This is a genomic window from Vibrio sp. 10N.239.312.D08 (assembly GCF_041466145.1).
Taxonomy (GTDB): domain Bacteria; phylum Pseudomonadota; class Gammaproteobacteria; order Enterobacterales; family Vibrionaceae; genus Vibrio; species Vibrio crassostreae_C.
Genome location: NZ_JBFSSD010000003.1, coordinates 98,856 through 113,561 on the forward strand (window position 1 = coordinate 98,856; position 14,706 = coordinate 113,561).

Here is a 14,706-nt window from a genome sequence, read left to right on the forward strand (position 1 = left end):
TGATATTTGTTCAAAGCCCCTAATCATTAGGGGCTTTTTTGTACCTTGAATCTAATTTCTTACTTCTTACTTCTTACTTCTTACTTCTTACTTCTTACTTCTACAGCAGAACCCCTCCCGCTTAATCCTTTCGTCGACACTGATAAGACCACTTATACATTATGGTTATTATCAATGGAACTTGTTTGAGGTCACACGCACAAAACCACAAATAATGTATGGTAATGACATAGATTTAATAATATTAATAATATTGTATTACTTAAATTTTAATTATTGATAACTCGCGTGTGCGAAAGGTAAAGGTAGGACTTAGGTATGATTCAAATCGTGATTGATGGGAAATATCGAATCGTCGAGCAAGGACAAACCGTTCTTGAAGCGGCAAAAACATGTGGTTTGGAAATCCCATCTTTATGTGGTTTGAACAAAACAGCGGATAAAGTGCCGTGTGATTTGTGTGTCGTTGAAGTTGATGGCGTTGGTGTTACTCGCTCTTGTGAGCTTGAAGTGTCTAATGGGTTGAATATTACCACTCAGTCAAAACAGTTAACGAATCATCGACAAGAAGCGTTGAATCGCATTATGACCGATCACTACGCTGACTGTGAGGCGCCATGCCAAACAGCCTGTCCTGCTGGGGTCGACATCCAATCTTACCTGCACCATATTGCTCAAAATGATCACATCAAAGCGATTGAGGTCATCAAAAAGACATTACCAATGCCGCTTTCAATTGGTCGTGTGTGTCCTGCTTTCTGTGAAACCGAATGTCGTCGTAACTTGGTTGATGAATCCATCGCGATTCGCCAACTCAAACGACACGCTGCCGACGCGGATTTAGCGGCTCAAGAGAGCTACATGCCAGCTAAGAAACCGAATAAAGGCAAGAGTATTGCAATTGTCGGTAGTGGCCCCGGTGGGCTTACGGCGGGTTATTACCTATCTAACGAAGGCTATGATGTCAGTGTCTATGAGTCGATGCCGCAAGCGGGTGGTTGGCTGCGTTACGGTATCCCTGAATATCGCTTACCTAAGTCGATTCTAGATAAAGAAATCGAGTTGATGTGTCGCAACGGAATGGTGGTTGAGTGCGGTAAAAAACTCGGTGTTGATTTTACACTGTCTGATTTAAGTAACGATTTTGATGCGGTTTGTTTAGCCGTTGGCGCATCACAAGCGGTTGAAATGAATTACCCGGGTAGTGAACTCGGCGGTTGTTATTTGGGTGTCGATTATCTGAAAGATTACGTGACCGATCAGCAGTATGTCACAGGTAAAAAGGTCGCAGTAATTGGTGGCGGTAATACCGCGATTGACTGCGCTCGAACCGCAGTTCGTGATGGCGCGGATACTACGCTGATTTATCGTCGTACTCGAGATGAGATGCCTGCAGAAGATTACGAAATCGAAGAAGCTGAGCATGAAGGTGTGAAGTTCCATTTCTTAACCAACCCGGCAGCAAACATAGCCGATGAAAATGGTCATGTATCAGAAATACGATTAGAGCGTATGGCTTTGGGTCCGGCTGATGCTTCAGGTCGTCGCAGCCCTAAACCAACGGGCGAGTTCTTTGTTGAAGCGTTTGATACGGTTATTGCTGCTGTGTCACAAAAGCCTGATCTGAGTTTTATGGACAATGAAGCAATTGATATTCCTCTTACTCGTTGGAATACCGCAGATGCTGATCCACAAACCATGCATACCGGAACCGGAAATATTTTCAGTATTGGTGATTTCCGACGCGGCCCTGCAACTGCAGTCGAAGCGGTTGGGGATGGGCGTATTGCTGCACAAGCGATCGATCGCTTCTTCCATGGTGATATGGAAAATATTCCGGCTAAACCGTTTAACTCAAGAAAGCACAAACAGCTCAAAGCGGTGGATCCTGAGCAATACAAATCTATACAACGCATGGCGCGCAAGATCATGCCTGAGCTAACGCCCGAACAGCGTGAACAAAGCTTCGATGAAGTAGAAACAGGGTTTGATAATGCCGATGCAATCGCTGAAGCTGCAAGATGTCTAGAGTGTGGCTGCCAAGCTAATACAGATTGCGACCTACGAGACTACTCGACTGAATACAAAGCAACGCAAACCCATCCTGAATACAAAATCGATGTGGCTTCGAATGAGAGTTGGCAGGCGATTCGTGCTGAAGAAGCGAAGGTCGGGTTAACAAGACAAAAATTTTCGGTCGATGACAGTTCTGAGTTCATTATCTTTGACGCTAACCGCTGTATTAGTTGTGGCCAGTGTATCCAAGCGTGTCGAGAACAGAATGTTCATGGCGTTCTAAGCTTCATGAACCAATCGGATGGCAAACCTGCATCAAGACCAGAATGTCGTCCTAACTTTGGGGCGGACAAGACCTTAATGGGCGACTCAAACTGCGTTCAATGCGGATCGTGTATTCAGGCGTGTCCAACCGGTGCAATGGTCGATGCTCGCGACAGAAAGCAGGGAGACACAGACGTACTCAAGAAAGTCGATACCATCTGCACTTATTGCGGTGTGGGTTGTAAGTTAACCATGCATATCGATGAGCAGAAAAACAAAATTCGCTATATCGAAGGCGGAGACTCTCCGGTTAATGAAGGCATGTTGTGTGTTAAGGGACGATTTGGCTTCGATTTTGTGGGCAGCGATGCGCGTTTAACCACACCATTAATTCGTAAAGATGGCTGGTTGCAACCTGCAAGTTGGGATGAGGCAGTTAAGCTTATTGCCGAGAAGTTTACTGCGATTAAGCAAGGCTTTGGCAGTAACGCTTTAGCGGGGTTCTCGTCGGCGAAAACCACCAATGAAGATAACTATGCCTTCCAAAAATTCATACGTCGTGAACTCGGTACCAATAACGTCGATCACTGTGCGCGCCTTTGTCACGCATCTACTGTTACTGGTTTAGAGGCTTCGCTAGGTAGCGGGGCGATGACCAATGATATTCCAAGCATCAAGCACTCAGATGTGATCTTTATTATTGGCTCCGACACCACGTCAGCACACCCAATTATTGGCTCGCATATCAAGCAAGCTGTGAGACATGGTGGAGCGAGATTGATCGTTGCCGATCCAAAACGAATCGATATTGCTGACCATGCTGAACTTTATTTAGCGCACCGACCGGGTACTGATGTAATGTTGATCAATGGTGTGATGCAGCAAATCATCAAACACGGTTGGTACGACCAAGAGTATATCGAAGACCGTGTGGATGGCTTTGATACCTTGCTTCAAGAGGTAATGTCACCAAGTTATTCACTAGACAAAGTGGAGCTGGTAACTGGCGTTAAAGCGGAAGACATCTTCGCAATGGCGCGATTGATTGGTACTGCAGAGCGTACAGCGGTGTACTACTCGATGGGCATTACGCAACATACCACTGGTCACGATAACGTTCGATCAATCGCTAACCTACAGCTCTTGTGTGGCAATATCGGAATTGAAGGCGGCGGTATCAACCCATTACGTGGTCAATCCAATGTTCAGGGTGCGTGTGACATGGGCGCATTGCCAAATAACCTTCCGGGTTATCAGAAAGTGTACAACCCAATGGTTCGTCAAAAATTCGCGATGGAGTGGGGTGTTTCTGACCTACCGGCTGAAACAGGCTTAACGTTGACCGAAATTATTGATGGAGCGTGTCATCGAGATGTTCGTGGTCTGTACGTAATGGGCGAGAACCCAGTGCTGAGTGACCCGAACCAAGCGCATGTGATTGAAGGTCTTGAAGCGTTAGATTTCCTCGTGGTTCAAGATATTTTCTTAACCGAAACCGCTCAATATGCCGATGTGGTGCTACCGTCTTGCTCGTTTGCTGAGAAGTCTGGTCATTTTACTAATACCGAGCGTCGTGTTCAGCGTATTAACCCGGCGGTATTGCCTCCAGGTGAAGCGAAAGAAGATTGGGTGATTATCCAAATGTTGGCTAATGCGATGGGCGGCAATTGGGAATATGACTCGGTTGCTGATATCACCAATGAGATAGCGCGTGTCACGCCACAGTATGGTGGTTTACGTTGGGAGAACATTACGGTGAACGGCGTGCAATGGCCAAGTAATAAGAACAACCCTGATGGCACACGTATCATGCACCAGACCCAATTTACGCGTGGGCGTGGTCAAATGGAGGCGATTCCGTTTAGATACGCTGCTGAGCTACCGGATGCGGAATACCCGTTAGTATTAACGACAGGCCGTATTCTAGAACAGTTCCACACCGGAACCATGACACGTAAAACAAAAGGGTTGGATAACTTAGCAGGGCCGCGTGCCATGGTGAGTGTTCATGATGCTGAAGCGCTAGGTATCTCGAATGGTCAGATGCTTAAGGTCTCAACACGTCGTGGTGAAATCGAAATCGCGGCCTTTGTGACTAAACGAATGCAAAAGGGTGTGGTATTTATTCCATTCCATTTTGTTGAATCACCAGTTAACCGTTTGACTACCACAGCGACTGATCCACACGCGAAGATCCCTGAATTTAAGGTGGCGGCTGTGCGTATTGATCCTATTCGTGAGCCTGAGTGTGAAGTAACAGAGGCTTAATCATATTAGCTCGGTGAAGACGGCTGGCATTAAAAAGCCGCGTAACTCTCAGAGTTATGCGGCCTTTTTATCGAGCTAGATTCAGTATCAATAACTGAGTCGTTTCGCTTTAATTTAGATGAGCTTAGTTTTGAACAATTTCGCTACCGTGAACACCAAATTGCTTAGCAGCGTAGGCAACGCGCTCTGCTGGTTTTGGGTATTCAGCCGGTGTGCCCAGGTTTTCAATATGATGCAAGCGAGGTAATAAACCTGCGCCGTTTGCAATCTGTATTGCTAATCCAGGGCGAGCGTTTAGCTCCAGTACCATCGGGCCTTCTTCTTGGTCTAAAACCATGTCCGTACCCATGTAACCAAGGCCTGTCATTTCCCAAGCACTTGATGCAAGTGTCAGCAGCTTTTCCCAATGGGGTACTTGTAGTAGCGCCAACTCTTTACCCGTATCTGGGTGGTGAGTCACTGGGTGGTCAAATTGAACCGCACGAACGGCTTTACCCGTAGCGATACAAATACCTACGCCCACAGCACCTTGGTGCAAGTTAGCTTTACCATCAGAAGCCGAAGTCGATAGACGCATCATCGCCATTACAGGGTAGCCCTTGAATACAATGATTCGTACATCTGGTACACCCTCGTAACTGAAGCCGTCAAAACACTCGTCAAACTTGATGAGGTTTTCAACTACAGCAACATCGTTCTTACCACCGAGTGAGAAAAGACCGGCGAGAGCGTTACTGATGTGGCGCTCTACGTCTTCTTCATTGATAGTAGAACCCGATGGCTTAGTGTAAACGCCGTCCTTGTGAGAAGTCACAACAAGGATACCTTTACCACCACTGCCTTGAGCTGGCTTGATTACGAAACCCGGCCACTCTTTTACCATCTTGTGGATTGTTTTTACTTCAGCTTGATGACCAATCACGCCAATCAGTTTTGGTACAGTAGCACCAGCCTGTTCAGCAATGATCTTCGTCTTAAGCTTGTCATCAACGAGTGGATACTTGGAACGATCATTGTAGCGACCAATATAACTATGGTTACGCTTGTTCATTCCCATTATGCCTTTGTCTTTCAACCTAAACGGTGAAGTAAACTGATCAAACATAACTTAGTCCTCCGCTAGCGGTTTAAAGCGACGAAGCTCGGTTAGACGGTATCCTGTGTAGTTACCTAGTAGCAAGATGGTCGCTAGAATAACAAGTTGTAAACCAATAAAGTTAAACGTTAAGTGCTGAATGAACGGGTTAGTCATGCCTAAGTAAACAAGAACCGCAGTGAATAGAGAACCACCACCTTGCAGCATTACTTCTTTCGCGCCTTCTTCTTCCCATAGGATAGACATACGTTCGATAGTCCAAGATAGGATGATCATTGGGAAGAACGTAATCGATAGACCTTCAGTCAGACCGACTTTAAACGCGACCACGGTAAACACGGAGATAATCATGATTACCGTAATGATTACGGCGGATATCCTGGCGACCAGTAGTAAGTTGAGTTTGGACAAGTAACTTCGAATAATCAGACCCGTACCTACGATAAGTAGGAAACCGACAATACCCGTTACCAATTGTGTTTGCACAAAGGCTACCGCAATCAGTACTGGCATGAAGGTACCGGACGTTTTCAGACCTATGATGACACGAAGGAACACAACAATCAGAGCACCGATAGGAATCAGCATGATGGTTTTAAACATCGCTTGCTCTTCTAGCGGCAGACTATGAATGGAAAGGTTTAACAGTTGATCAGCAGAGACTTTGCTATTAGTTGCTTCAGTAGGAGTAACCTCCTGCGCAATCATAGAGAAGTGAACTTTACTGTTCTGACCGCCAACCACATCCAGTAGAGAAACGTTTGATTCATCCCAAATAAGCAGATTTGGCTGAACTTGTTGTTCACTTGATTCTGGAGAGAATAGAACCCATTGGTCGTGATCCCAGATCTGGTTCATTTGCTGAATAGATTGACGACGACGTCCATCTTCTAGCTCGATAACGCCAACGACTTTATTGTGGATGTTTGCTGCTGAAAGTAGCTTATGTGTCGCTTCAACTTTGCTCATGTTATTCAGAATCAGCGCTGAGTTTTGGCTGTCTGGGTCATTAAGCGTTTTGATAAGTTCGCGAGTGAAAGTGATGTTGTCTGCTGAGCGTTTAGTTGCTCTGTCAATCAATGCCAACGCAGCAGCTTCTTCAGGACCATCAAAGCTTGGTTGTGTGATTTCGCCTTCTGGTGGTATACCATCAACTTTCGCTTGGTTATCGACTAGGAATTGAGTCTTATAGTAGATAGTTTGAGGGCCATCAGCATGGCGAATAGACCACTCTGCACGGCGACCTGATTCTGTGTTCAAGTAAGAGATACCGTAACCTGGTGACGAAGCTGATTCACCAATAAGTGTGTAATTAGACTGAGTGTGAGGAGCTGCTAGTGAAACTTTTGCTTCTTTGCCTACTGCGTTGAACTCGATGCGAGCTTCAACGTCCCAAACCTGTCTGGTTTCCCCTGGAGTCCAAGGTACACCGTAGGTCGTATGTCTGAACATACTCAGTGTTATCCCTGCCACAATAAGCAGGAATATAGAGATATAAAATGGAATTCTTGACGTCATAGCTTACCCTACTATTGTTATTTAACTTCCGTTTGTACGTACTTTTTACTTACATCTACTAGCGCTATGTCTTTGATAAATTCGCGCCCTAGTAACACAGGGTGACTCATTTGAGAGCGATCCGCCAATGTAAATTGCGCTTTTTCATGGATTTTTCCAACTTTCACCCATAATTCGATCACAGCTCGACGTTCTGCTTGATCATTGGTTGATTGACGGATTTTTACATAACGTACAACAGGCGCTTCAATCCATTTCTGGTCTTCTTTAGCTTGGGCTTTGTCGTCTAGGTGAAATTTAACCCAGTTCTTGCCGTTACGTTCGAATTCTTTGATATCGACAGCGTTTAAAGAAGAGGTGGTTGCACCTGTATCAACACGAGCATCAAAGCTTTGCTTGATAGAGTCGATAAACACTTTTTCGATGCCGCCAAGGATAGTCGGTTGTGATATAGGAGCGATAGGAGCAACGGCAATAGCGACCGGTTCCTCTTCCTCTAGCTCTTCAATAACCTTGTGTTCCATGCTCGTTAGATGGGTATCTAATTGACTAGAAAGGGTAGTAATTTCGTCTTCTAAGCTTTCAATATAGTCACTTTGATTGCTTAGTTGCAGTTCAAGATTTTGAACCTTATTTGCGATGTTTGTCTCTGAGCGGGAAATAGCGTCGAGAGTTTCTTGGTGGTAGGTAGCACCATTTGTAAGAGTACAACCAGAGAGCAAACCAACCGCCACAATAGGCGATAATCGCTTAAACATAAAAAAACCTTTGAGAATTAGAGAATAGTTCAGACTATTTAGAAGTTTAGCCCACAAAAAAGGATGCGTGAAGCATCCTATTGTAAGAGTCTGGTCATATTGAATCGCAATGTGAGCGCTACGCCAATTATTGCTATTTGGAATAGCTCACTTATTAAACATAAGTCAATTTTTGTTCAATTCTTAAGCTAAGGAAGCAAGGTTCACCGCGAAATTAACAGTGGCTTTTTGACCATGCAAGCAATTGTTTTGCTGCCTTAATAGGCTTGTGCTTTATTTACTCAATATGCCACTGCTTTGTGGGCAGTAAATCTATGGCTTTGTTGCTACCAGAATCGCACGTCTCGGTGCAGGGTGACCTTCAACCGTTTTACTTGGATCGTTCGGATCGAGGTAATCTGGAAGAGAGTTGTGTGTCATCCATTCTGTGGTGCGTTGTTCACCAATTGTCGTGACATTTTCGTCAACGATTCGTACGTCTTCAAAACCAACTTGTTCTAGCCAGCGTTTCAGTGCGCGAGCTGAAGGGAAGAAGTAGACGTTTCTCATTTGCGCGTAACGGTCAACCGGAACTAATACTGCGTTCTCATCGCCTTCAATCACCAAGGTTTCAAGAACCAGTTCACCGCCAGACACCAATTGGTCTTTCAGTTGAATCAAGTGGTCCAGTGGTGAACGACGATGGTAAAGCACGCCCATGCTGAATACCGTGTCGTAGGCTTCTAGCTTTGGGAGCTGCTCAATACCTAGAGGTAATAGGTGAGCTCGTTGGTCATCGCCCATCAACTTACGAATTGCTTCAAACTGAACCAAGAATAGGTGGGAAGGATCGATACCAACCGTTAAGCGAGCACCTTCACCCAGCATGCGCCACATGTGGTAACCATTGCCACAACCTACATCGAGAACCGAACGGTTTTTTAATGGAGATATATGTGGAAGCACACGATCCCATTTCCAGTCACTGCGCCACTCTGTATCGATATGGATGTCGTGAACCGTATAAGGACCTTTTCTCCACGGGTGGAAAGTCTTCAATAAGCTTTCTAGCTTTTTCAGTTCGCCTGTGTGGTATGGCGTAGAACTACCAATCGTCACTGAATTTTTCAGGTCAACTTGATCTGGCACGTCTTGTGGAATCTTGTTTAGTGCACGTAGCCAGCGGTCAAAGTCACCGTGCTCTGCATTTTGCCAATCGGTCAGTTGCTGTGGCAGGACATTTAGCCACGGCTGAAGGCGAGTATCTTGGGCAATAAGTTGATAAAAATTGGCAAAATTAAACATAGGTTTTCACTGAGTTGGTGGTGTAGAAATTAAATTTGTCACTCCATTAAGAGTGTGGACAAACATGCTAGGGAATCTCGTTTATCGTGTTTGATAAGAGATCCCCAATTCGTTTGTTCCTCGCTCTTGAGGATGACATTTTAGTACGTGCTAACGGTGTCGCGACGGTTACGTAATCTAAAATGTTTACTTTATCGCGAACATTGAACCAAAGTTGAAACATTGGAACCAGACTTCGCTGCTTGAGAAGCCAATCTTATCAAATCGCTCTCTGTGAACAGGGATCGAATCCGGGCGCATCACGTTTTCAATTGCGCTACGTTTCTGACTTACTTCTAGCTCGCTGTACCCGTTAGCACGTTTGAAATCATGGTGCAGGTCGATAAGCAGTTCATTTGAGCTTTCATCTTCGAATACGTATTTTTCTGACAGGATTAAGATCCCGCCTGGGCGCAAGCCAGCATGAATTTTCTCAAGCAGAGCGTATCGATCGTCTGGAGAAAGAAATTGCAGCGTAAAGTTAAGCACCACAACAGAAGCGTCTTTGATTTCCACTTCACGGATGTCGGCTTCAATCACTTCTACCGGTGTGTCACTGCGGTAAGCATTAACGTGCAATTTGCAGCGCTCAACCATGGCTTCGGAATTATCGATCGCGAAAATCGTGCAGCCTTCTTGCTGAATGTGACGACGCATAGAAAGTGTCGCAGCACCAAGCGAGCAGCCAAGGTCGTAAATATTTGAGTGTGGCTTTACAAAGCGCTCAGCCAGCATGCCGATTGCAGAGATGATATTGCTATAGCCAGGCACCGAACGTTGAATCATATCCGGAAATACTTCAGCAACCCTTGCATCAAAGGTGAAGTCTCCAATTTTATCAATAGGAGCGGAAAAGATATTGTCTGTGTTGCTCATAGCATTTTCTCTCGACAGTCAGCGTAATTGGCACAAAATTCGTACCAAATAAAAGGGGGCGTATTTTACGTAAAAAAAACGCCACTGTCACGAAAACTGAGATTTAGCTCAAGGTTCGAAGCTACTTACAAGTGAGAGGTTAAAACATCGAGATTTGGTGATTGCCTTTTTGAGCTGGAAACTGAGCCAGTTCGGGCAGTAATAATGATGTATTTTCAGAGACTTGCTTTTGTAGCCTCTTATAAATAGCAATCGCAAGTTCAGGTGCGTGGTTATTGTCTGGGGTGTGGATCATTAAATAGGGCTGCTTGCCTTCATTAAGCCAGTTTGGGATTTTGGCAAACCAAGGCTTAAAAAACTCAATATTAGGTTCTTGGTCTGGGTGACCAATAAATCGAATCATCGGGTTATTGGCGGTAGCAATTGCATGAACAGGAACACGCGGTTTTTTCTGATGCGCATCGATCACCGCTTCTGTGGTGGGTGGCGCAGAGAAAACGGGGCGGCTGTCCATAATGATGCGATTGATGCCTTCCTCAACCAGCCATTGGTTGAAGCGTTTTTCCGCATCGCCCTTATCAAAGAAACCTAAGTGTCGAACTTCGACGCCAAGCTGCATATCTTTTGGGAATAAGGTGCAAAACTTTTGTAGGGCAGGCAGCATGCTGGGCTCAAAACTGTGCGGCAGCTGAATCGTCCATTGACCAATACGGTCATGCAGTGGCGACATCGTCATCAAGAACTCTTTGAGTTCGGCTTGGCAGTGTCTCAGTTGTTGCTGGTGGGTGATGAATTTGGGCAATTTGAAGGTGAACTTGAAATCATCGTGACTGGCGGCTTTCCAATTGTGAACGGTAGACATACTTGGCGTAGCGTAAAAGGTGGTGTTGCCCTCAACGGTATGGAAAACTTGGGTGTATTTTTCCAAGCGTTCGGCAGGCTTGGTGCCTTTACCGTAGAACTGACTTTGCCACTCAGAATGAGACCACATAGTTAATCCAAGTCTTAGAGGTAAAGTTTCTGTTGTTATTACACGATTATCCATCTATTACACCGTTATCCATCACGCCATCAGTCATTACAAAAAGTTTTTGGGTTGAAACGAAAATCTACTTTACGAGAGTTTTGCTGATTAAGGTACTTTCGAGATATAATTATCGCAATTTTTTCGGTTTTGATGAATCTTTGCGCACTTGATGGGCTAAAAAGCAGCAAAGCCAGATAAAACACAATAAATTCGAATGTGGAAGGTCGATTTTAAGCGAGTTTCCGCGTATAAATGTTCCTTTGCTCTGTTGTGTGGAATGACCACTGACAGCTTGGAAATTAGTAAATAATTAAGAGATTGGGAAATTCATTATGCGTACCCATTACTGTGGTAACCTGAACAAGTCCCTGGCGGGACAAACTGTAGAATTGTGCGGCTGGGTAAACCGTCGCCGTGATTTAGGCGGTCTTATCTTTATTGATATGCGTGATCGTGAAGGCATCGTTCAGGTTGTTGTCGATCCAGATATGAAAGATATCTTCCCGATCGCTAACCAACTGCGTAATGAATTCTGTATCAAGTTTACTGGTGAAGTACGAGTTCGTCCGGACAGCCAAGTAAATAAAGACATGGCTACTGGTGAAGTAGAACTTTACGCGACGGGTCTAGAGATCATTAACCGTTCAGAAGCGCTTCCACTAGACTTCAACCAAACGAACTCTGAAGAGCAGCGTCTTAAGTACCGTTACATCGATCTTCGTCGTCCAGAAATGAGCGACCGTATTAAGCTTCGTGCACGTGCTTCTAGCTTCGTTCGTCGTTTCCTAGATGAGAACTTATTCCTAGACATCGAAACGCCAGTACTAACGAAAGCGACACCAGAAGGTGCTCGTGACTACCTAGTACCAAGCCGTGTTCACAAAGGTAGCTTCTACGCACTTCCTCAATCTCCTCAGCTTTTCAAGCAACTGCTGATGATGTCTGGTTTTGACCGTTACTACCAAATCGTTAAATGTTTCCGTGATGAAGATTTACGTGCTGACCGTCAGCCTGAATTTACTCAAATCGATATCGAAACATCTTTCATGACTTCTCAAGAAGTACGTAACGTGACTGAGAAGCTTGTTCACGATATGTGGAAAGAACTTCTAGATGTTGAACTAGGTCAATTCCCAGTAATGCCTTTCTCTGAAGCGATTCGTCGTTTCGGTTCTGATAAGCCAGATCTACGTAACCCACTAGAGCTAGTGGACGTTGCTGACTTGGTTAAAGATGTTGAATTCAAGGTATTCTCTGGCCCAGCTAACGACGAAAAAGGTCGCGTAGCAGTTATCCGTGTTCCAGGTGGTGCTAAGCTAACTCGTAAGCAAATCGACGGCTACGCTGAACACGTAAACATCTACGGCGCGAAAGGCCTAGCTTGGATGAAGGTTAACGACCGTGCTGCAGGCATGGAAGGTATTCAATCTCCAGTTGCTAAATTCCTAAGCGAAGACGTAATCAACGGTATTCTAGATCGTACTCAAGCTGAATCTGGCGATATCATTCTGTTCGGCGCAGACAAAGCGGGCATCGTTGCTGAAGCAATGGGCGCACTTCGTCTTAAACTAGGTACGGATCTAGAGCTAACAGACACATCTGCATGGGCTCCACTGTGGGTTGTTGACTTCCCAATGTTCGAAGAAGACGGCGAAGGTAACCTACACGCAATGCACCACCCATTCACATCACCACTAGGTGTGAACGCAGAAGAGCTAAAAGCGAACCCAGCAGCAGCAAATTCTGATGCATACGACATGGTAATCAACGGCTACGAAGTAGGCGGCGGTTCTGTACGTATCCACAACGCAGAAATGCAAACAGCGGTATTTGGTATCCTAGGTATCGAAGCACAAGAGCAACAAGAGAAGTTCGGCTTCCTACTTGAAGCGCTTAAGTACGGCACGCCACCGCACGCTGGTCTAGCATTCGGTCTTGACCGTCTAGCAATGCTGCTTTGTGGTACTGAGAACATCCGTGACGTTATCGCATTTCCGAAAACAACAGCTGCAGCATGTCTACTAACAGACGCGCCAAGCCTAGCGAACCCAGCATCACTGGAAGAGCTAGCAATCGCAGTTAAACTAGCGAAGAAAGAAGACTAATCAAGCGATTAGCCTAACTTTCTACTGAAGCTTTGAGTTTTCGATAGAGCTAAATTTTGTAGTAGAACAATAAAATGCCCGTTAATTTGACGGGCATTTTTTTTTGCGTTCGATATACTAAGCTCATAAAGCATGTATAAATAATCAGTATTGAAGTTATGTCTATTATCTTAGGAATTGACCCTGGCTCGCGTATTACCGGCTATGGCGTGATTCGTCAAAATGGTCGCCATCTATATTACTTAGGTAGCGGTTGTATTCGCACCTCTGAAAAAGACCTGCCGGGCCGACTCAAACAAATCTACGCCGGTGTGAGCGAAATTATTACTCAGTTCCAACCGGATGTGTTTGCGATAGAGCAGGTCTTCATGGCTAAGAATGCAGACTCAGCGCTTAAGCTTGGGCAAGCTAGGGGCAGCGCGATCGTAGCGGCTGTAAATGCGGATTTGCCTGTTCATGAATACGCGGCTCGTTTAATTAAGCAAGCGGTGACGGGTAATGGTGGTGCGGACAAGTCTATGGTTCAGAACATGGTGATGAGCATGCTTAAGTTACCCGCTAAACCACAGGCCGATGCTGCCGATGCTCTAGGCGTAGCGATCACTCACGCCAACACCAATAAAACTTTGATAGCGCTTGCGGGTAAAGCAACAGGAGCAAGAAAAGGGCGTTACCGATAACCATAGGCTATGGCGTTTCTGAAGACAGAATCATTCGGTTTCTTAAGCTAAGCAAGCTTAAATAAATCATCTTAATAAACACAAAGAACTGGATAAGCATCCAGTTCTTTTATATTCTGTCCCTCAAATTATATTCCATCAAGAGAGTGAATTGTGATCGGACGTCTACGCGGTACATTAATAGAAAAACAGCCACCAGAATTACTAATCGAAGTGAGTGGCGTTGGCTATGAAGTTCAAATGCCAATGAGCTGTTTTTACGAATTACCAAACGTGGGCGAAGAGGCAATCATCTACACGCACTTTGTTGTACGTGAAGATGCGCAGCTACTTTATGGTTTTAACACGGTTAAAGAGCGTGCGCTGTTCCGTGAAGTGATCAAAGCGAACGGTGTGGGCCCTAAGCTAGGCCTTGGCATTCTTTCAGGCATGACGGCTAGCCAGTTTGTTCAAAGTGTTGAACGTGAAGACATCTCGACGCTGGTTAAACTTCCGGGTGTGGGTAAGAAAACCGCTGAACGTCTGGTTGTTGAAATGAAAGACCGCCTGAAAGGGTGGGGCGCGGGTGACTTGTTTACTCCAGCGACAGATGCAGCTCCGATTGATTCTATGCCAACCGTTCACGACGCGGAAGAAGAAGCGGTAAGTGCGCTACTTGCATTAGGCTACAAGCCGACTCAAGCTTCCAAGGTGGTTTCTCAAGTGGCTAAAGATGGCATGACCAGCGAACAGTTGATTCGCGAAGCTCTGAAATCGATGGTTTAATACCCAATAT

The 14,706-nt window shown here is 45.3% G+C and carries 10 protein-coding genes; 4 read left to right on the top strand and 6 right to left on the bottom strand.

The genetic code is table 11. The features are described from left to right. Positions 1 to 318: 318 nt before the first annotated feature. Complete coding sequence (gene fdhF, locus AB6D58_RS02915) at positions 319 to 4,548, top strand: formate dehydrogenase subunit alpha (protein WP_372156485.1); 4,230 nt, start codon at positions 319 to 321, stop codon at positions 4,546 to 4,548. Positions 4,549 to 4,672: 124 nt separating this feature from the next. On the opposite strand, the gene AB6D58_RS02920 is transcribed toward fdhF, so the two are convergent. From AB6D58_RS02920 to AB6D58_RS02945, 6 genes are all read right to left on the bottom strand, one after another. Continuing rightward, complete coding sequence (locus tag AB6D58_RS02920) at positions 4,673 to 5,653, bottom strand: alpha-L-glutamate ligase-like protein (RefSeq protein WP_029235672.1); 981 nt, start codon at positions 5,651 to 5,653, stop codon at positions 4,673 to 4,675. Positions 5,654 to 5,656: 3 nt separating this feature from the next. Continuing rightward, positions 5,657 to 7,162 (bottom strand): inactive transglutaminase family protein, encoded by a 1,506-nt coding sequence (locus tag AB6D58_RS02925; protein WP_372156487.1) that lies wholly within the window; start codon positions 7,160 to 7,162, stop codon positions 5,657 to 5,659. 17 nt (positions 7,163 to 7,179) lie between these two features. Further along, entirely contained in the window at positions 7,180 to 7,920 is a 741-nt protein-coding gene (locus AB6D58_RS02930; RefSeq protein ID WP_017062085.1) for an ATP-dependent zinc protease, read from the bottom strand. Between the two features lie 312 nt (positions 7,921 to 8,232). Beyond that, a complete protein-coding gene (gene cmoB / locus AB6D58_RS02935) occupies positions 8,233 to 9,204 on the bottom strand; it encodes a tRNA 5-methoxyuridine(34)/uridine 5-oxyacetic acid(34) synthase CmoB (protein WP_017062084.1) in 972 nt (323 codons plus the stop codon). A gap of 186 nt (positions 9,205 to 9,390) precedes the next feature. Beyond that, on the bottom strand, positions 9,391 to 10,119 hold the full coding sequence (gene cmoA, locus AB6D58_RS02940; RefSeq protein WP_017062083.1) for a carboxy-S-adenosyl-L-methionine synthase CmoA: 729 nt from the start codon (positions 10,117 to 10,119) through the stop codon (positions 9,391 to 9,393). 139 nt (positions 10,120 to 10,258) lie between these two features. Next, entirely contained in the window at positions 10,259 to 11,164 is a 906-nt protein-coding gene (locus AB6D58_RS02945) for a DUF72 domain-containing protein (protein WP_029235140.1), read from the bottom strand. A gap of 314 nt (positions 11,165 to 11,478) precedes the next feature. Here AB6D58_RS02945 and aspS point away from each other — a divergent pair, with 314 nt between their 5' ends. The 3 genes from aspS (at position 11,479) to ruvA (ending at position 14,696) form a co-directional block, all read left to right on the top strand. Then, positions 11,479 to 13,251 carry an aspartate--tRNA ligase gene (gene aspS / locus AB6D58_RS02950; protein ID WP_065585130.1) on the top strand — a complete coding sequence of 591 codons (1,773 nt, stop codon included), beginning with the start codon at positions 11,479 to 11,481 and terminating at the stop codon, positions 13,249 to 13,251. Positions 13,252 to 13,409: 158 nt separating this feature from the next. Beyond that, positions 13,410 to 13,931, top strand: coding sequence for a crossover junction endodeoxyribonuclease RuvC (gene ruvC / locus AB6D58_RS02955; protein WP_372103130.1), 522 nt, complete (start codon positions 13,410 to 13,412; stop codon positions 13,929 to 13,931). Positions 13,932 to 14,084: 153 nt separating this feature from the next. Further along, positions 14,085 to 14,696 (top strand): Holliday junction branch migration protein RuvA, encoded by a 612-nt coding sequence (ruvA, locus tag AB6D58_RS02960; RefSeq protein WP_017062079.1) that lies wholly within the window; start codon positions 14,085 to 14,087, stop codon positions 14,694 to 14,696. Positions 14,697 to 14,706 lie beyond the last annotated feature (10 nt).

What these genes read in the sequence shown, in the direction of transcription:
- fdhF (WP_372156485.1), top strand. Translation starts at nt 319, where the DNA reads ATGATTCAAATCGTGATTGATGGGAAATATCGAATCGTCGAGCAAGGA.
- AB6D58_RS02920 (WP_029235672.1), bottom strand. Translation starts at nt 5,653, where the DNA reads ATGTTTGATCAGTTTACTTCACCGTTTAGGTTGAAAGACAAAGGCATA.
- AB6D58_RS02925 (WP_372156487.1), bottom strand. Translation starts at nt 7,162, where the DNA reads ATGACGTCAAGAATTCCATTTTATATCTCTATATTCCTGCTTATTGTG.
- AB6D58_RS02930 (WP_017062085.1), bottom strand. Translation starts at nt 7,920, where the DNA reads ATGTTTAAGCGATTATCGCCTATTGTGGCGGTTGGTTTGCTCTCTGGT.
- cmoB (WP_017062084.1), bottom strand. Translation starts at nt 9,204, where the DNA reads ATGTTTAATTTTGCCAATTTTTATCAACTTATTGCCCAAGATACTCGC.
- cmoA (WP_017062083.1), bottom strand. Translation starts at nt 10,119, where the DNA reads ATGAGCAACACAGACAATATCTTTTCCGCTCCTATTGATAAAATTGGA.
- AB6D58_RS02945 (WP_029235140.1), bottom strand. Translation starts at nt 11,164, where the DNA reads ATGGATAATCGTGTAATAACAACAGAAACTTTACCTCTAAGACTTGGA.
- aspS (WP_065585130.1), top strand. Translation starts at nt 11,479, where the DNA reads ATGCGTACCCATTACTGTGGTAACCTGAACAAGTCCCTGGCGGGACAA.
- ruvC (WP_372103130.1), top strand. Translation starts at nt 13,410, where the DNA reads ATGTCTATTATCTTAGGAATTGACCCTGGCTCGCGTATTACCGGCTAT.